The following is a 16,241-nucleotide window of genomic DNA, read 5'->3' on the forward strand; positions in this document are numbered from 1 at the left end:
CGAGACTCCGGGACGGGAGGAACGCGGGGCGGTGGTCCGACAGGAGCGAGGCCGCGGTGTCACTCGCCCCGTCGCTCTCAGTGCTTGGCGTCGGCGGGCGTGTAGTGCCCCGGGGTCAGCCGGGCGGTCACCCCGAACCTGTTCCAGGCGTTGATCACCGTGATGGCGGCGATCAGCTGGGCGAGCTCGGTCTCCTCGAAGTGCTCGGCGGCGTTCGCGTAGACCTCGTCGGGCACGAAACCGTCGGTCAGGACCGTCACCGCCTCCGTCAGCCGGATCGCCGCCAGCTCCTTCTCCGTGTAGAAGTGCTGCGACTCCTCCCAGGCGCTGAGCTGGATGATCCGCTCGACGGACTCGCCCGCCGCGAGGGCGTCCTTGGAGTGCATGTCCAGGCAGAAGGCGCAGTGGTTGAGCTGCGAGGCACGGATCTTCACCAGTTCGAGCAGCGTCGGATCGAGCCCCTTACGAGCCGCCACGTCCAGCCGGACCATGGCCTTGTAGACGTCGGGGGCGAGCTGAGCCCACTGCAGACGGGCGGGGTGCTCAGGGGCGTTGTCGGTGGGCGCGGGGTGATGCGTGTGCGTGGTCATGGGTACGAAGCTACTGGGCTGATGGCGCAGCGGTATGGTCCATTTCCATGACGGATTCCTGGGCCGCTTTCGGCGCCGACCTGCATATCGAACCGGTCGGCGCGGGCCTGCGCAGCGGGCTGATGAGCGCTCTGCGGGAGGCGGTGCGCTCCGGCCGGCTGGCGCCCGGGACCCGGCTGCCCTCCTCCCGGACGCTCGCCGTGGACCTGGGGATCGCCCGCAACACGGTCGCCGACGCCTACGCCGAGCTCGTGGCCGAGGGGTGGCTGACCGCGCGGCAGGGCTCGGGGACCAGGGTCGCGCGGCGGGCCCCCGTGCCGGCACCGGCTGCCCGGGGGGCCAGGGGTCGGCAGGTGCGCCGGCGGCCCACCCACAATCTGATGCCCGGGTCACCGGACCTCTCGTCCTTCCCCCGCGCCGAATGGCTCAAGGCGGCCAGGCGCGCCCTCACCACGGCTCCCGACGCCGCCTTCGGCTACGACGATCCGCAGGGCCGCGTCGAGCTGCGGACGGTGCTGGCGGACTACCTGGCACGGGCGCGCGGGGTGTACGCGGCCCCGGAACGCATCGTGATCTGCTCCGGGTTCGTCCACGGGCTCACGCTGATGGGGAAGGTGCTGCGGCGCCGCCAGGTGCGGGAGGCGGCCGTCGAGTCGTACGGGCTGGACATCCACCGGAACCTCCTGACCGAGGCGGGCCTGCGCACGCCGTGCCTCCCGGTGGACGGCCTCGGGGCCAGGACCGGGGAGCTGGGCGGGAGTCCGGGCGTGGGCGCGGTGCTGCTGACCCCCGCCCACCAGTTCCCCACGGGCGTCCCGCTCCATCCCGACCGCAGGGCCGCGGCGGTCGACTGGGCGAGGTCCTCCGGCGGACTGGTCCTGGAGGACGACTACGACGGCGAGTTCCGCTACGACCGCCAGCCGGTGGGGGCGCTCCAGGGGCTCGATCCGGAACGGGTCGTCTACATGGGCACGGCCAGCAAGTCACTGGTGCCCGGACTGCGCCTGGCCTGGATGGTGCTGCCCGAGGGCCTGGTGGAGGAGGTGTGCGAGGCGAAGGGCGGCTTCGACTGGATGTCCGGGGCACCGGACCAGCTGACCCTCGCGGAGTTCATCGCCTCAGGGGCGTACGACCGGCATGTGCGGGCCATGCGGCTGCGCTACCGGCGCCGCCGCGACCAGCTGGTCGCGGTGCTCGCCGAGCGGGCGCCGGACTTCCGGGTGAGCGGCATCGCGGCGGGCCTGCACGCCGTGCTCCAACTGCCGGAAGGGACCGAGCGTTCGGTCGTCCAGGCGGCCACCTGGCAGGGGCTCGCTCTGGAGCGGCTCTCGCGTTTCCGGCATCCGGACGCGGAGCCGGTCCGCGACGGGCTGGTCATCGGCTACGGCACCCCGTCGGAGAGCGGCTGGGCCGGGGCGCTGGACGCGCTCTGCAGGGTGCTCCCGTGATCGCGGATTCCGGGACGAGCGGCAGGGATGAGCGGCACCGGGTTTCAGCCGCCCGCCCCGTGCATCTAATCTGACTGGCAAGGGGCGGGTGGGTGGACACCGGCCCGTGGGTACGACGGGGGAGAACAGAACATGATCAGGCGCAAGCTGAGGTCGGGCACCGTCGTGCTCGGTGGCATGGGCGTACTCGCCGCCACGCTCACCGCGTGCAGTTCGGAGCCGGACGAGCGGTGCGTCGATCCCGTGACCCAGGAGGTCCTCCCGAGCTACGAGTGCGAGGACAGCACCGGCAGCGGGAAGTACTACTACGGCGGCAGCAGCCACAACAACCGGGTCTCCGGCGGCAGTTTCGACAAGTCCGCGGTCGAACGCGACGGCTTCGGCTCCTCCGGCTCCAGCGGCGGCTGAGACCTCCGTGGAACGCCGCACCACGCAACCGCGTCCCGGCTGGCAGCAGACCGTCGAGGAGCAGGGGCTGATCTACCCCCTGACCCGCTATCCGGACGGTTCCCTGCGCCCGTACTGGGACGAGAGCGCCTACTACGTCTTCTCGCTGCCCGAGGTCGAGGCGCTGGAAGAGGTCGTGGAGGAGCTCCACACGATGTGCCTGGCCGCCGCCGCGCACATCGTCGAGCAGGACCGCTTCGCCGATCTCGGCATCACCGACACCCGGCTGGCGGGCCTGATAGCCGAGTCCTGGCGGCGCCGTGCCGAACTGCCGTCCCTGTACGGCAGGTTCGACCTGCGGTACGACGGGACCGGCCCGGCCAAGATGCTGGAGTACAACGCGGACACCCCCACCTCGCTGGTGGAGGCGGCCAGCCCCCAGTGGTTCTGGATGGAGGAGCGCTTCCCCGGCGCCGACCAGTGGAACTCCCTGCACGAGCGTCTCGTCGACGCGTGGAAGCGGCAGGCCCCACTGCTGCCGCCGGGCCCCCTGCACTTCGCCCATTCCGACGGCGACGAGCTGGGCGAGGACCTGATGACGGTCGCGTACCTACGGGAGACCGCCCAGCAGGCCGGCATCGACACCGAGGCGCTCTCGGTCGAACGGATCGGCTGGGACAGGCTGTCCGGCCGATTCGTCGACGAGCGGCTCCGCTTCATCCGGAGCTGCTTCAAGCTGTACCCGTGGGAATGGCTGGCGTCGGACCGCTTCGGCCCGCACGTGCTGGACACCCTCGACAACGGCGGAGGCACCGGCAGCACCTGCTGGATCGAGCCCGCCTGGAAGATGCTCCTCTCCAACAAGGCGCTGCTGGCCATCCTCTGGGAGCTGTATCCCGGCCACCCCAACCTCCTCCCCGCCTATCTCGACGGACCCCGCGAACTGGCCGGACCCGACGGAGCGGGTTACGTCGCCAAGCCGCTGCTGGGCCGTGAGGGCGCCGGGGTCACCGTCCACGAACCGGGCAGCGCACCGGTGCGGCGTGACGAGCCCTGCTGCTACCAGGAGCTGGCGCCCCTGCCCGACTTCTCGGGCAACCGCGTGGTGCTCGGCGCCTGGGTGGTCGAGGACGAGTCCGCCGGGCTCGGCATCCGGGAATCGGCGGGGCTGATCACGGACGAGTACGCCCGCTTCCTGCCCCACGTCATCCTCTGAGCCGGCCCTCCCACTGATCCGGGCGGTTCAGCCCGCCAGTACGCCGCGGAGCTGGTCCAGGCCCCAGTCCAGGTCCTCCTTGCTGATCACCAGGGGCGGGGCGATCCGGATCGTGGAGCCGTGGGTGTCCTTGACCAGCACCCCGCGGCCCATCAGCTTCTCCGAGATCTCGCGGCCCGTGCCGAGAGCCGGGGCGATGTCGACGCCTGCCCACAGGCCCCGGCCCCGCACGGCCCGCACCGCGCCGCCGCCGGTCAGCAGCCCCAGCTCGTGGTGGAGGTGGTCGCCCAGCTCCGTGGCGCGCTGCTGGAACTCGCCGGTCCTCAGCATCGCGATCACCTCCAGGGCGACCGCGCAGGCCAGCGGGTTCCCGCCGAAGGTGGAGCCGTGCTCGCCCGGCCGGTGGACGCCGAGGACCGCGGCGGAGGACACGACCGCCGACACGGGCACGACGCCACCGCCCAGCGCCTTGCCCAGGACGTACATGTCGGGCACGACGCCCTCGTGCTCACACGCGAAGGTCCGGCCCGTCCGGCCCAGACCCGACTGGACCTCGTCCGCGATGAACAGCACGTTCCGCTCCCGGGTCATCTCCCGCACCCCGGCGAGATAGCCGGGCGGCGGTACCAGCACCCCGGCCTCGCCCTGGATCGGTTCCATCAGCACCGCGACGGTGTTCTCCGTCATCGCTCCGGCGAGCGCGGTCAGATCCCCGTACGGCACGATCTCGAACCCGGGCGTGTACGGACCGAAATCGGCCCGCGCCTCCTGGTCGGTGGAGAAGCTGACGATCGTGGTCGTCCGGCCGTGGAAGTTGTCGGCGGCGACGATGATCTTCGCCATCCCGTCGGGGACGCCCTTGACGCGGTAGCCCCACTTGCGGGCCGTCTTCACCGCCGTCTCCACGGCCTCCGCCCCGGTGTTCATGGGGAGGACCATCTCCATGCCGCAGAGCTCGGCGAGCCGCGTACAGAACTCGGCGAACCGGTCGTGGTGGAAGGCGCGCGAGGTCAGGGTCACGCGTTCGAGCTGCGCCTTGGCCGCGTCGATCAGGCGCCGGTTGCCGTGTCCGAAGTTGAGCGCCGAGTAGCCGGCGAGCATGTCGAGGTAGCGGCGCCCCTCGACATCGGTCATCCAGGCGCCGTCCGCCGAGGCGATGACGACCGGCAGCGGGTGGTAGTTGTGCGCGCTGTGCGCCTCGGCGGAGGCGATGGCGGTGTCCGTGGTCGACACGGGATCTCCGTTCGTCGTGCGGCGTGGGCGGGGGTGGTGCCCACTGTCTATCGTCGGTCGGATCCAGGACGGGGAAACCTCGCCCGGGCGGCGCGCCTGACGCCGGACACCACCGGCCCGCCTCCCCGCGCCCCCGCATCTTTCCTCCACCGGTTGCCGGAGATCGGTTCGACACCTGAGACAATGAGTGCATGGCCTCTGATCGACCCCGCGTGCTCTCCGGAATCCAGCCCACCGCAGGCTCGTTCCACCTCGGCAACTACCTCGGTGCGGTCCGCCAGTGGGTGGCGCTGCAGGAGTCCTACGACGCTTTCTACATGGTGGTGGACCTGCACGCGATCACCGTGCCGCAGGACCCGAGGGAACTCCGGGACAACACCCGGCTCGCGGTCGCCCAGTTGCTGGCGGCCGGGCTCGACCCGGAGCGGTGCACCCTCTTCGTCCAGAGCCATGTCCCCGAGCACGCCCAGCTCGGCTGGATCATGAACTGCCTCACCGGTTTCGGCGAGGCGTCCCGCATGACGCAGTTCAAGGACAAGTCCGCGAAGCAGGGTGCCGACCGGGCGACCGTGGGTCTCTTCACGTACCCGGTCCTCCAGGTCGCCGACATCCTGCTGTACCAGGCCGACCAGGTTCCGGTCGGCGAGGACCAGCGGCAGCACATCGAGCTCACCCGGGACCTCGCCGAGCGTTTCAACGGCCGCTTCGGCCGGACGTTCACCGTCCCGGCGCCGTACATCCTCAAGGAGACGGGAAAGATCTTCGACCTGCAGGACCCGGCGATCAAGATGAGCAAGTCGGCGTCGACGCCGAAGGGCCTCATCAATCTCCTGGACGACCCGAAGGTCACCGCCAAGAAGGTCAGGAGCGCGGTGACGGACACGGACACCGTGATCCGCTTCGACCCGGAGGAGAAGCCGGGCGTCAGCAACCTGCTGAGCATCTACTCCACCCTCACCGGCACCGCCGTCCCGGATCTCGAGCAGAAGTTCGAGGGCAAGGGGTACGGCGCACTCAAGACCGAGCTCGCCGACGTCATGGTGGAGTTCGTCACTCCGTTCCGGACCCGCACCCAGGAGTACCTGGACGACCCGGAGACCGTGGACGCCCTGCTGGCCAAGGGGGCGGAGAAGGCCAGGGCCGTCGCAGCCGAAACGCTCGCACAGACGTACGATCGAATGGGTCTTCTGCCGGCGAAGCACTGAGTCCAAGGGCCCTGGCGGGAGCACGGCCAAAAGGGCGACACTGGCGTCGGCACGTCCGAAGAGCGATCCAGGACCGAAGAGCGATCTTCGACTATTGAGGAGAACGATGTGGGGACCGTAACGCTCGGCGTTTCGATCGCGGTCCCGGAGCCGTACGGCAGCCTGCTCCAGGAGCGGCGCGCGAGCTTCGGGGACCCTGCCGCGTACGGCATCCCCACCCACGTCACCCTCCTTCCGCCGACGGAGGCCGAGTCGGCCGACCTGCCGGCGATCGAGGCGCACCTCTCCCAGATCGCCACGGCCGGCCGGCCCTTCCCCATGCGGCTGTCCGGGACGGGAACCTTCCGGCCGCTCTCGCCGGTCGTCTTCGTCCAGGTCGTCGAGGGCGCCTCGGCCTGCTCCTGGCTCCAGAAGCGGGTCCGGGAGGCCTCCGGCCCCCTGGTGCGCGAGCTGCAGTTCCCCTACCACCCGCACGTGACCGTGGCGCACGGCATCGCGGAGGAGGCCATGGACCGCGCGTACGAGGAGCTCTCGTCGTACGAGGCGGCCTGGACCTGTGGTTCCTTCGCACTGTACGAGCAGGGTGCGGACGGCGTCTGGCGCAAGATCGACGAGTTCCCGTTCGGGGCCGGCGGCGGCGCGTCCGTCGTACCGGCCCAGGGCGGCAGCTCCATGGACCAGCGGTCCCTGCGCCCCTGAGCCCGGCGCCTGCCTGAGCCGGGGCATCAGCGCACCGGCAGCCGCCGGAACAGCGGGCGCGGCACGTGCCGCAGGGCCGACATCACCACCCGCAGCGCACCGGGCACCCACACCGTCTCCGAGCCCCGCCGGAGCCCCGCCACGATCGCGTCCGCGACCGCTCCCGGGGTGGTGGCGAGGGGCGCCTCCTCGCGCCCCGCCGTCATCCGCGACCGCACGAAGCCGGGACGTACGACCATCACGTGCACCCCGGTCCCCTGCAGGGCGTCGCCGAGGCCCTGCGCGAAGACGTCAAGGCCCGCCTTGCTGGAGCCGTAGATGAAGTCGGCGCGCCGGGCGCGTTCACCGGCCACCGAGGAGAGCACCACCAGCGAGCCATGCCCCTGGGCCTGGAGCGCGCCGGCGCACACCAGGCCGGCGGAGACGGCCCCCGTGTAGTTGGTCTGGGCCACCCGGACCGCGGCGAGCGGTTCCTCCTCGTCGCGCGCCTGGTCACCGAGGACACCGAAGGCCAGCAGCACCATGTCGATGTCCCCCTCGGTGAAGAGCTTGCCGAGCACCTCCTCGTGGGAGGCGGAGTCGAGCGCGTCGAACGCGACGGTCCGGACATCGGCGCCCAGCTCGCGCAGGCCGGCCGCGGCGCGTTCGAGCGCGAGGGAGGGCCGTCCGGCCAGCAGGACGGTCCGGGAGCGGCGGGCGATCAGCCGCCGCGCGGTGGCCAGGCCGATCTCCGAGGTGCCACCGAGGACGAGCAGGGACTGCGGGGCACCGAAGGCGTCCTTCACGGGAAAACTCCAAGCGGGGATGGCCGACAGACGTGATCGTGACCGTATCGCCAGAGAAAACCCTTTTGAGGGATTTGTTACAGCACTCACCGAAATGGGTGATTGGTGGCTCAGGAGGCCCCGGACGCCGGTTTTCCGTGTCCGGGAGGGTACGCGTACGTCATGGACTGGCTGAAGAACCTCCCCGTGATCGGGCCGCTCGCCGCACGGCTGATGGAGACCCACGCCTGGCGCTCCTACGAGACACTGGACCGGGCCCACTGGACCAGGCTCGCCGCGGCGATCACCTTCCTCAGCTTCCTGGCACTCTTCCCGTTGATCGCGGTCGGCGCGGCGGTCGGCGCCGCACTGCTCTCCCCGCAGCAGCTCGGCACGATCAAGGACAAGCTCGCCGACCAGGTGCCCGGCATCTCGGACCAGCTCGGCATCGACAACCTGGTGGCCCACGCGGGCACGGTGGGGGTCGTCGCCGGTGTGCTGCTGCTGTTCACCGGCATCGGCTGGATCGGCTCGATGCGGGACTGTCTGCGTGCCGTGTGGGAGAAGGACGACGTGGACGAGGGGAACCCGGTCGTCCGCAGGCTCAAGGACGCCGGTCTGCTCCTCGGTCTCGGCGGGGCGGCGCTCGTGACACTCGCCGTGTCCACGGTCGCCTCCACGGCCATCGGCTGGACGGCCGACCGCCTGGGCATTCCCGCGAACGGCGTGGGCGGGGTGCTGCTGCAGGTGGCAGCCGTGGCCGTGGCGGTCTTCGCCGACTTCCTCATCCTGCTCTACCTGCTGACCCTGCTGCCCGGGGTGGAACCGCCGCGCCGGCGGCTGATCGTGGCCGGGCTGGTCGGCGCGGTCGGCTTCGAGCTGCTCAAGCTGCTGCTCGGCAGCTACATGAGGGACGTCGCGTCGAAGAGCATGTACGGCGCCTTCGGGGTGCCCGTCGCGCTGCTCCTGTGGATCAACTTCAGCGCGAAGCTGCTGCTGGTCTGCGCCGCCTGGACGGCGACACCGAGCAGGAGGAGCGCGGTGGGCGGGGAGGGGGCGGGCGTCAGCGGCGGGGGAGGCGGCGCACCAGGTCGGGCAGCGGCCAGCGCCGGTTGACCAGGAACACTCCGGCCGCCAGGACGAGCAGCGCCCCGCCGACGACCGACAGCGCGGTCCACACCCCGGTGGAGCCGACCGGGGCGGCGGCCGCCGCCGCCGCGTGCTCCTTCTTTTGGGCCGTGTCCGCGCCCGACGCCGGTTCGGAGCCCTTCGCGGGCACGGCGGACTTCGGCGGTACCAGCTCGCCGACCGGGGTCACCTTGCCGCCGGCGGCGAAACCCCAGTCGAGCAGGTGGGCGGCCTCCTTGTAGACGGCGTGGCTCTCCTCGGCCGAGGGATTCATGACCGTCACCAGCAGCACCTTCCCGTCGCGTTCGGCGATACCGGTGAAGGTGTTGCCCGCGTGGGTGGTGTAACCGTTCTTGACGCCCGCGATGCCCTTGTACGGCTCCACCCCGATGTCCCCGGTCATCAGCCGGTTGGTGTTCTGGATCTCGAAGCTCTCCCGCTTCTTGCCCTTCTTCTGCTCGCCGGGGAAGGTCGCCGTCGCCGTCGCCGCGTACTCCCGGAAATCGGCCTTCTGCATCCCGCTCCGGGCGAACAGCGTCAGGTCGTACGCACTGGAGACCTGCTCGGGGGAGTCGTAGCCGTCGGGCGAGACGACCCTGGTGTCCAGGGCCTGGAGCTCCTCGGCATGCCGCTGCATGGCGGCGACCGTCGCGGGCACTCCGCCGTACATCTCGGACAGCACGTGCACCGCGTCGTTGCCGGAGCGCAGGAACACACCGAGCCACAGGTCGTGGACCGTGTAGGAGTGGTCCTCCTTGACGCCGACCAGGCTGCTGCCCTCGCCGACGCCGGCGAGCTCTTCCTCGGTCACCAGGTGGGTCAGGCTCTTCGGCTGCAGGGCGGGCAGCACCGTGTCGGCGAAGAGCATCTTCAGGGTGGAGGCGGGCGGCAGCCGCCAGTGCGCGTTGTGGGACGCGAGCACCTGACCGCTCTCCGCGTCGGCGACGATCCACGACCGTGCGCTGAGGTCCTTCGGCAGGACCGGGGCGCCCGGCCCCAGGTCGACCTGGGTGCCCACCTTGCCCAGCCGCTCACCGCCCACGGTCGACATCGGGCCGGTCGGCTTCGGCTGTTTGTCGCCGGTCTTGTCCTTGTCGGCGGCCCCCGCGGGACTGACGACACATACGGACAACAACGCAGCAGAGAGGACCGTCATCACGATCTTTTTCAAGGCAGGCACGATCGGAAACGTACAGGGCGTCGCTGAGGACGGGGACCCGGATGGCCTGAACCGCCGCGCATACCGCCGGGACAGCCCACCCCGTGCGATGGCCCCGGAGCGCGACGGCGATACTGAACCCATGAAGCTCAGCCGCCCCGTTTCCTGGTTCCTGCTCGTCTTCGGAGCGTGGAGTTGGGTCATCTGGGTCACCTTTGTCAAGAATCTGTGGAAGGACGGCAGCGGGCTCGCGTTCGACGACGCGGGCGACCCGACTGCGTACTTCTGGGTCCATCTCCTGCTTGCCGTCACCTCGTTTCTTCTGGGGACGGCTGTAGGGGTCATCGGGTTCCGTGGTGTCAGGGCTTTGCGTCGCGCAGGCAGATGACGTGCCGGGCGCGTGTCGCCGTCCGGACAGGATCGTTTCAGCGGGGGAGCGTACGTGGTTGTGGTCTTCGTACTCGTGGCGGTCGCGGTTTTCGCGCTGCTGGCAGCGGTGCACCGATACGTGTGGCGCCGGCTGATCGGTGACACGACGGAGAAGGGCAGCCTCGCGCGCCGCGCGGGCACCGTCGCGGCCTTCGTGCTGCCGCTGCTGTCCGTCGGGGCCCTGGTCTCCGGCCGGGCGGGGTTCCCCTTCCCGGTGCAGCAGGTGCTGGCCTGGCCGGGCTATCTGTGGCTGGCCGCCCTGCTCTACCTGACGATGGCCCTGCTGGTGGGCGAGGCCGTACGCCCCCTGCTGCGCCGGCTGCTCGCGCGCCGGGACCGCGTGGCCGAACCCGTGCAGGCCGAGCAGGCAGCCGCAGCCCCTGCCGCCGAGTCCGAGTCCGAGTCCGAGTCCGACTCCGGGTCCGAGTCCGGCACCGCGACCGGCAGCGGCGGAGGCAGCACCCGTACGGACGTCGCGCCGCGCACCGAGACCCCCGCCCCGTCCGTCGCCGACCCGTCGCGGCGGCTGTTCGTCGCCCGCACCGTCGGTGGAGCCGCCGCCCTCGCCGGGCTCGGCACCGTCGGCTACGGCACCTACGGGGTGCTGCGCGGTCCCCGCACCAAGCGGATCACCGTCCCGCTCGCCGGACTGCCGCGATCCGCCCACGGCTTCCGTATCGCGGTGGTCAGCGACATCCACCTCGGCCCCATCCTGGGCCGCGCCCACACCCGGCGGATCGTCGACGCGATCAACGCCACCAACTCCGACCTGGTCGCCGTCGTCGGGGACCTGGTCGACGGATCCGTCGCCGACCTCGGTTCCGCCGCCGAGCCGCTCGCCGGGCTCGAGGCCCGCCACGGCAGCTACTTCGTCACTGGTAACCACGAGTACTTCTCCGGCGCCGCCGAGTGGGTCGACCACGTACGCGAGCTGGGTCTGCACCCCCTGGAGAACGCCCGCGTGGAGATCGCCGGCTTCGACCTCGCCGGAGTCAACGACGTCGCGGGTGAGAGCGAGGGCCAGGGCCCCGACTTCGCCCGGGCGCTCGGTGACCGCGACCGCAGCCGCGCCTCCGTCCTCCTCGCGCACCAGCCCGTCGTCATCGACCAGGCCGTCGAGTACGGCGTCGGTCTCCAGCTGTCCGGTCACACGCACGGGGGCCAGCTCTGGCCCGGGAACCTGCTGGCGGAGCTCGCCAACCCCACGGTCGCCGGATACGAACGCTACGGCGACACCCAGCTGTACGTCTCGCGCGGCGCAGGCGCCTGGGGGCCCCCGGTTCGTGTCGGCGCACCCTCCGACATCACGGTGGTGGAGCTCGCCTCCCCGCAGGCCTGATCTCCCCACCTGCGAGCGCCTGACCTGGGTTTTTTACCCCTTCTTCGACTTCTACCGCCAGGCGGACCCGAGGCGGGCGCGGGAACTGATGGAGGAGGCCGGTGTGGATCTTCCGTTGCACATCACCTTCGCCCACCGCGACGACGACGCCAACAAGGAGGAGTCCACCGAGCTGGTCCGCCAGCCGGAGAAGGACGGACTGTTCGAGGTCACGGAGAAGGCGGTGGAGTGGCAGGCCTTCCAGAAGGGCTACGCGGCCGGTGACTACGACGCGTACACCCTGGGCCGGCTTCCCGACTACCCGGACCCCGACACCTTCAGCCAGCCGCTGGTGGGCAGCGAGAACTCCCTTCACGACGGCTACACCAGCGAGAAGACGGACGCACTGATCGCGTCCCCACAGATGTACAGCGACCGCGGCCGGACCTCGGACGACTTCAAGGAGCTCCAGCGGCTGGTCGGCGAGGACGTGCCGCTGGTCCCGCTGTGGCAGAAGAAGGACTACGTCGTCAGCAAGCAGTCCGTGTCCGGATCCCCGTACCTCTCCGACGGCACCGGCATCTGGCGGCTGGGGGAACTCAGCTGGATCTGACGTCCCGCGCGCCGGGCATGAACTCCACCAGCACCTCGTGGATCTGCCGCACGAGCGGTCGCAGCACCCGGAAACGGGAGAGCGCGATCGCCCGGGCGGCGATCGGCGCGGTGCGCTCGACGAGCCGGCGGCTGCGTTCCGTGCCCTCGGACCGGTCGTAGACCCAGAACAGCACCAGCCCCATCTGCATCAGCCACATCAACTGCGGCAGCAGCCCCGCAAGTTCCGGGTCGGCCTTGGCCGAGGAGCCCGACAGGCAGCGCTCGTGCACCGAGACGACCGCCTCGCGGGCCGCGGCCGAATCCTCGGAGAAGGGGGAGAGCGGGCTGTCCGGGTCCGCGGCGTTCTTGAAGAACTGCGCGGCGAAGCGGTGGTACGGCCCGGCCACGTCCAGCCAGCTGAGCAGCACGCCCCGGATGCGTACGGCGAGGTCCCTGTCCCCGGCCAGAACCGGCTGTACCGCCACCTCGTGCTCGGCGGCGAGCCGGTCGTAGAAGCCCTGGACCAGGTGCTCCTTCGACGAGAAGTAGTAATAGGCGTTCCCGACGGACACGCCCGCCTCCTGGGCGACGGCCCGCATCGTCGTCCGGTCGTAGCCGCGCTCCTCGAAGAGCCGGAGCGCGGTCTCCAGGATCAGGGTGCGGGTCTGCTCACTCTTCGGCGCCTTGGGCTCTTTCTCCTGCTTCACCACGGTCCCAGGCTAAGGGCTGTCCTTCTCCGCCGGATCCGGGCGGCCGGCCCGGTCTCAGGCGCTCAGCGAACGAGCGGTGTTGACCTGGGACATGACCCAGTGGAAGGTCTCGGGACCCGTCGCCGGGATCATCGTCTGATGGTGCCGTCCGCCGCTGGTGACCGTGATCTGCACGAAGCCGGTCGTGCGCTTCTCCTTCATCAGGAGGAAGAGCAGGCCGATGAGGCAGAACAGCGCGAAGACGATCGCCAGCACGATGCCCACGGTGGGGATCTTCTCCTCCGTGCGCGACATGTCGGTCGCCGTCCACACCGCGCCCTTGAGCGGGAGGGTGCCGGAAGGGGTCACGATGCTGTCGTTCATCACCGTGATGTCACCGAGCGAGAGCATCGGCACTCCGCCGGGGCCCTGCCCCTGCTGCGCCGGCAGGTTGAAGCCGGGCTCCGTCGGCTGTCCCGCGCCGGGATAGCCGTAACCGGGGCCGGGCTGCGCCGCCGACTCGGGGAGCGGCTGCGGGTAGCCGTACGCCGGCGTGCCGCCCGGCGCCGGGTAGCCGTAGCCCTGCCCGTCCGGCATGGTGGGCGGATTGCCCGGCGGCTGGGGCGGGCCCCACTTGTATGAGTCGTCCGCGTACGGATTCGGATCGCTCATGACGTTCCCCGTTCTCCATCAGGCCATCTGTTCCCGTGCTGTGCTGCTCCGGGAGAGGTGAGCCGGTCACCGGCCCCGCACGACCGTACCGTCCCGGCCCGCCCGATGCACCAAGAGGCCCCGCTTCCCGCACGGTCCGTGCGCGAAACGGGGCCTCCCGAGGTAACGCGTGGGTCAGAAGCGGCGGGTGATGAGCGCGCGCTTCACTTCCTGGATCGCCTTGGTGACCTCGATGCCACGCGGGCAGGCGTCCGTGCAGTTGAACGTCGTGCGGCAACGCCACACACCGTCACGGTCGTTGAGGATCTCCAGCCGCTGCTCGCCGGCCTCGTCACGCGAGTCGAAGATGAAGCGGTGCGCGTTGACGATGGCCGCCGGGCCGAAGTACTGACCGTCGTTCCAGAACACCGGGCACGAGGACGTGCACGCCGCGCACAGGATGCACTTGGTGGTGTCGTCGAAGCGCTCGCGGTCCTCGGCGGACTGCAGGCGCTCACGGGTCGGCTCGTTCCCCTTGGTGACGAGGAACGGCATGACGTCGCGGTAGGCCTGGAAGAACGGGTCCATGTCGACCACGAGGTCCTTGAGGACCGTGAGGCCCTTGATGGCCTCGACCGTGATCGGCTTCTCCGGGTTGATGTCCTTGATCAGCGTCTTGCAGGCGAGCCTGTTCTTGCCGTTGATCCGCATCGCGTCGGAGCCGCAGATGCCGTGTGCGCAGGAACGGCGGAAGGTGAGTGTGCCGTCCTGCTCCCACTTGATCTTGTGAAGGGCGTCGAGTACACGCTCCTTCGGGTCGATCGAGATCTGGAAGTCCTGCCACTGGACCTCGTCGGAGACCTCCGGGTTGAAGCGGCGGATCCGGAACGTGGCAGTGATGTACGGGGTGTCGGCGAAGCCGGCCTCGGCGTTGCCGGTCTTTTCCAGGGTCGGGGTAGCCATCAGTACTTACGCTCCATCGGCTGGTAGCGGGTCGTGACGACCGGCTTGTAGTCGAGCCGGATCGACTCGGTGCCGTCGTCCGCGACCTCGCGGTACGCCATGGTGTGGCGCATGAAGTTGACGTCGTCGCGGTTCGGGAAGTCCTCGCGGTAGTGACCGCCGCGTGACTCCTTGCGGGCAAGCGCGGAGGTCGCCATGACCTCGGCCAGGTCGAGGAGGTTGCCCAGCTCGACGGCCTCCAGCAGGTCGGTGTTGAACCGCTTGCCCTTGTCCTGGATGGACACGTCGAGGTAGCGCCTGCGCAGCTCGGCGATCTTGTCGACGGCCGTCTTGATCGTCTGTTCGGTGCGGAACACCATCACGTTGGCGTCCATGCACTCCTGCAGTTCCGTGCGCAGCTCGGAGACGCGCTCGGTACCGGTGGAGTTGCGCAGCCGCTCGACCTGGTCGACGACCAGCTGGGCCGGGTTCTCCGGGAGCTCGACGAAGTCGTTCTTCGCGGAGTACTCGGCGGCGGCGATGCCCGAACGGCGGCCGAAGACGTTGATGTCGAGCAGCGAGTTGGTACCCAGGCGGTTGGCACCGTGCACGGAGACACAGGCGACCTCGCCGGCGGCGTACAGGCCCGGGACGACGGTGGTGTTGTCGGCCAGCACCTCGCCCTCGACGTTGGTCGGGATGCCGCCCATGGCGTAGTGCGCGGTCGGCTGGATCGGGATCGGGTCCGTGTAGGGCTCGATGCCGAGGTACGTACGCGCGAACTCGGTGATGTCCGGGAGCTTGGCGTCCAGCTGCTCCGGCGGGAGGTGCGTGAGGTCGAGGTAGACGTGGTCGCCCTCGGGGCCGCAGCCGCGGCCCTCACGGATCTCCGTGTAGATGGAGCGGGACACGACGTCACGGGACGCGAGGTCCTTCATGACCGGCGCGTACTTCTCCATGAAGCGCTCGCCGTCCTTGTTGCGGAGGATGCCGCCCTCACCACGGGCGCCCTCCGTCAGCAGGATGCCCATGCGCCAGATGCCCGTCGGGTGGAACTGGAAGAACTCCATGTCCTCCAGCGGCAGACCACGGCGGTACGCGGCGGCCTGGCCGTCACCGGTCAGGGTGTGGGCGTTGGAGGTCACCTTGAAGAACTTGCCGGTGCCGCCGGAGGCGAAGATGATCGACTTCGCCTGGAAGACGTGGATCTCGCCGGTGGCCAGCTCGTAGGCCACGACGCCCGCGGACTTCTTGACGCCGTCGACCTCCTGGAGCAGCAGGTCCAGGACGTAGAACTCGTTGAAGAACTCCACGCCCTCCTTGACGCAGTTCTGGTACAGCGTCTGGAGGATCATGTGGCCGGTGCGGTCCGACGCGTAGCAGGACCGGCGGACCGGGGCCTCGCCGTGGCTCCGGGTGTGACCGCCGAAGCGGCGCTGGTCGATGCGGCCCTCGGGCGTGCGGTTGAACGGCAGGCCCATCTTCTCCAGGTCGAGGACGGCGTCGATGGCCTCCTTCGCGAGGATCTCGGCGGCGTCCTGGTCGACCAGGTAGTCGCCGCCCTTGATCGTGTCGAAGGTGTGCCACTCCCAGTTGTCCTCCTCCACGTTGGCGAGCGCGGCGGCCATGCCGCCCTGCGCCGCGCCCGTGTGGGAGCGGGTGGGGTAGAGCTTCGTCAGCACGGCGGTGCGGCTGCGCTTGGTCGACTCGATGGCCGCGCGCATGCCGGCGCCGCCGGCGCCGACGATGACGGTGTCGTACTTGTGGATCTGCATGGTTTTCCTCTGGT

Annotated in this window: 16 protein-coding genes and 1 pseudogene; 9 read left to right on the top strand and 8 right to left on the bottom strand. The window is 70.2% G+C overall.

The window, feature by feature from the left end; genetic code table 11:
* Positions 1 to 77 precede the first annotated feature (77 nt).
* Complete coding sequence (locus ACFYSH_RS02790; protein ID WP_388750523.1) at positions 78 to 590, bottom strand: carboxymuconolactone decarboxylase family protein; 513 nt, start codon at positions 588 to 590, stop codon at positions 78 to 80.
* A gap of 47 nt (positions 591 to 637) precedes the next feature.
* Between ACFYSH_RS02790 and ACFYSH_RS02795 the strand changes: the two genes are divergently transcribed.
* From ACFYSH_RS02795 to ACFYSH_RS02805, 3 genes are all read left to right on the top strand, one after another.
* Positions 638 to 2,038 (top strand): PLP-dependent aminotransferase family protein, encoded by a 1,401-nt coding sequence (locus tag ACFYSH_RS02795; protein WP_359467307.1) that lies wholly within the window; start codon positions 638 to 640, stop codon positions 2,036 to 2,038.
* A gap of 132 nt (positions 2,039 to 2,170) precedes the next feature.
* Entirely contained in the window at positions 2,171 to 2,446 is a 276-nt protein-coding gene (locus ACFYSH_RS02800; protein ID WP_359467304.1) for a hypothetical protein, read from the top strand.
* A gap of 7 nt (positions 2,447 to 2,453) precedes the next feature.
* Positions 2,454 to 3,641 (top strand): glutathionylspermidine synthase family protein, encoded by a 1,188-nt coding sequence (locus ACFYSH_RS02805; protein ID WP_359467302.1) that lies wholly within the window; start codon positions 2,454 to 2,456, stop codon positions 3,639 to 3,641.
* A gap of 27 nt (positions 3,642 to 3,668) precedes the next feature.
* On the opposite strand, the gene rocD is transcribed toward ACFYSH_RS02805, so the two are convergent.
* A complete protein-coding gene (rocD, locus tag ACFYSH_RS02810; protein WP_359467299.1) occupies positions 3,669 to 4,874 on the bottom strand; it encodes an ornithine--oxo-acid transaminase in 1,206 nt (401 codons plus the stop codon).
* Between the two features lie 191 nt (positions 4,875 to 5,065).
* Between rocD and trpS the strand changes: the two genes are divergently transcribed.
* Positions 5,066 to 6,079, top strand: a complete 1,014-nt coding sequence (gene trpS / locus ACFYSH_RS02815) for a tryptophan--tRNA ligase (RefSeq protein WP_359467296.1) — start codon at positions 5,066 to 5,068, stop codon at positions 6,077 to 6,079.
* A gap of 108 nt (positions 6,080 to 6,187) precedes the next feature.
* Positions 6,188 to 6,778 (top strand): 2'-5' RNA ligase family protein, encoded by a 591-nt coding sequence (locus ACFYSH_RS02820; protein WP_359467293.1) that lies wholly within the window; start codon positions 6,188 to 6,190, stop codon positions 6,776 to 6,778.
* A 26-nt stretch (positions 6,779 to 6,804) separates the two neighbouring features.
* Here ACFYSH_RS02820 and ACFYSH_RS02825 read toward each other — a convergent pair whose 3' ends face one another.
* Positions 6,805 to 7,563 (bottom strand): decaprenylphospho-beta-D-erythro-pentofuranosid-2-ulose 2-reductase, encoded by a 759-nt coding sequence (locus ACFYSH_RS02825; protein ID WP_359467290.1) that lies wholly within the window; start codon positions 7,561 to 7,563, stop codon positions 6,805 to 6,807.
* A gap of 162 nt (positions 7,564 to 7,725) precedes the next feature.
* Here ACFYSH_RS02825 and ACFYSH_RS02830 point away from each other — a divergent pair, with 162 nt between their 5' ends.
* Positions 7,726 to 8,658, top strand: a complete 933-nt coding sequence (locus tag ACFYSH_RS02830; RefSeq protein WP_359467288.1) for a YihY/virulence factor BrkB family protein — start codon at positions 7,726 to 7,728, stop codon at positions 8,656 to 8,658.
* On the opposite strand, the gene ACFYSH_RS02835 is transcribed toward ACFYSH_RS02830, so the two are convergent.
* Positions 8,606 to 9,850, bottom strand: coding sequence for a D-alanyl-D-alanine carboxypeptidase (locus ACFYSH_RS02835; RefSeq protein ID WP_359467285.1), 1,245 nt, complete (start codon positions 9,848 to 9,850; stop codon positions 8,606 to 8,608). The genes ACFYSH_RS02830 and ACFYSH_RS02835 overlap by 53 nt on opposite strands.
* 121 nt (positions 9,851 to 9,971) lie before the next feature.
* On the opposite strand from ACFYSH_RS02835, the gene ACFYSH_RS02840 reads away from it, so the two are divergent.
* The 3 genes and pseudogenes from ACFYSH_RS02840 to ACFYSH_RS02850 all read left to right on the top strand — a co-directional run.
* A complete protein-coding gene (locus tag ACFYSH_RS02840; RefSeq protein WP_359467282.1) occupies positions 9,972 to 10,217 on the top strand; it encodes an SCO4848 family membrane protein in 246 nt (81 codons plus the stop codon).
* Between the two features lie 54 nt (positions 10,218 to 10,271).
* Entirely contained in the window at positions 10,272 to 11,597 is a 1,326-nt protein-coding gene (locus ACFYSH_RS02845; RefSeq protein WP_388750530.1) for a metallophosphoesterase, read from the top strand.
* A 37-nt stretch (positions 11,598 to 11,634) separates the two neighbouring features.
* Positions 11,635 to 12,189 (top strand): annotated as a pseudogene (locus ACFYSH_RS02850) (ABC transporter substrate-binding protein); the annotation flags it as partial.
* Here the strand turns inward: ACFYSH_RS02850 and ACFYSH_RS02855 are convergent.
* The 4 genes from ACFYSH_RS02855 to sdhA form a co-directional block, all read right to left on the bottom strand.
* A complete protein-coding gene (locus ACFYSH_RS02855; protein WP_388750533.1) occupies positions 12,176 to 12,880 on the bottom strand; it encodes a TetR family transcriptional regulator in 705 nt (234 codons plus the stop codon). The pseudogene ACFYSH_RS02850 and the gene ACFYSH_RS02855 sit on opposite strands and share 14 nt — an antisense overlap.
* A 54-nt stretch (positions 12,881 to 12,934) precedes the next feature.
* Positions 12,935 to 13,531, bottom strand: a complete 597-nt coding sequence (locus tag ACFYSH_RS02860; protein WP_359467275.1) for a hypothetical protein — start codon at positions 13,529 to 13,531, stop codon at positions 12,935 to 12,937.
* A gap of 174 nt (positions 13,532 to 13,705) precedes the next feature.
* Entirely contained in the window at positions 13,706 to 14,473 is a 768-nt protein-coding gene (locus tag ACFYSH_RS02865; RefSeq protein WP_388750537.1) for a succinate dehydrogenase iron-sulfur subunit, read from the bottom strand.
* Positions 14,473 to 16,227, bottom strand: coding sequence for a succinate dehydrogenase flavoprotein subunit (sdhA, locus tag ACFYSH_RS02870; RefSeq protein ID WP_359467269.1), 1,755 nt, complete (start codon positions 16,225 to 16,227; stop codon positions 14,473 to 14,475). Before sdhA ends, ACFYSH_RS02865 begins: the two co-directional genes overlap by 1 nt.
* Positions 16,228 to 16,241: the final 14 nt, after the last annotated feature.

The sequence above is a fragment of the Streptomyces sp. NPDC005791 genome (assembly GCF_042871485.1).
GTDB lineage: Bacteria > Actinomycetota > Actinomycetes > Streptomycetales > Streptomycetaceae > Streptomyces.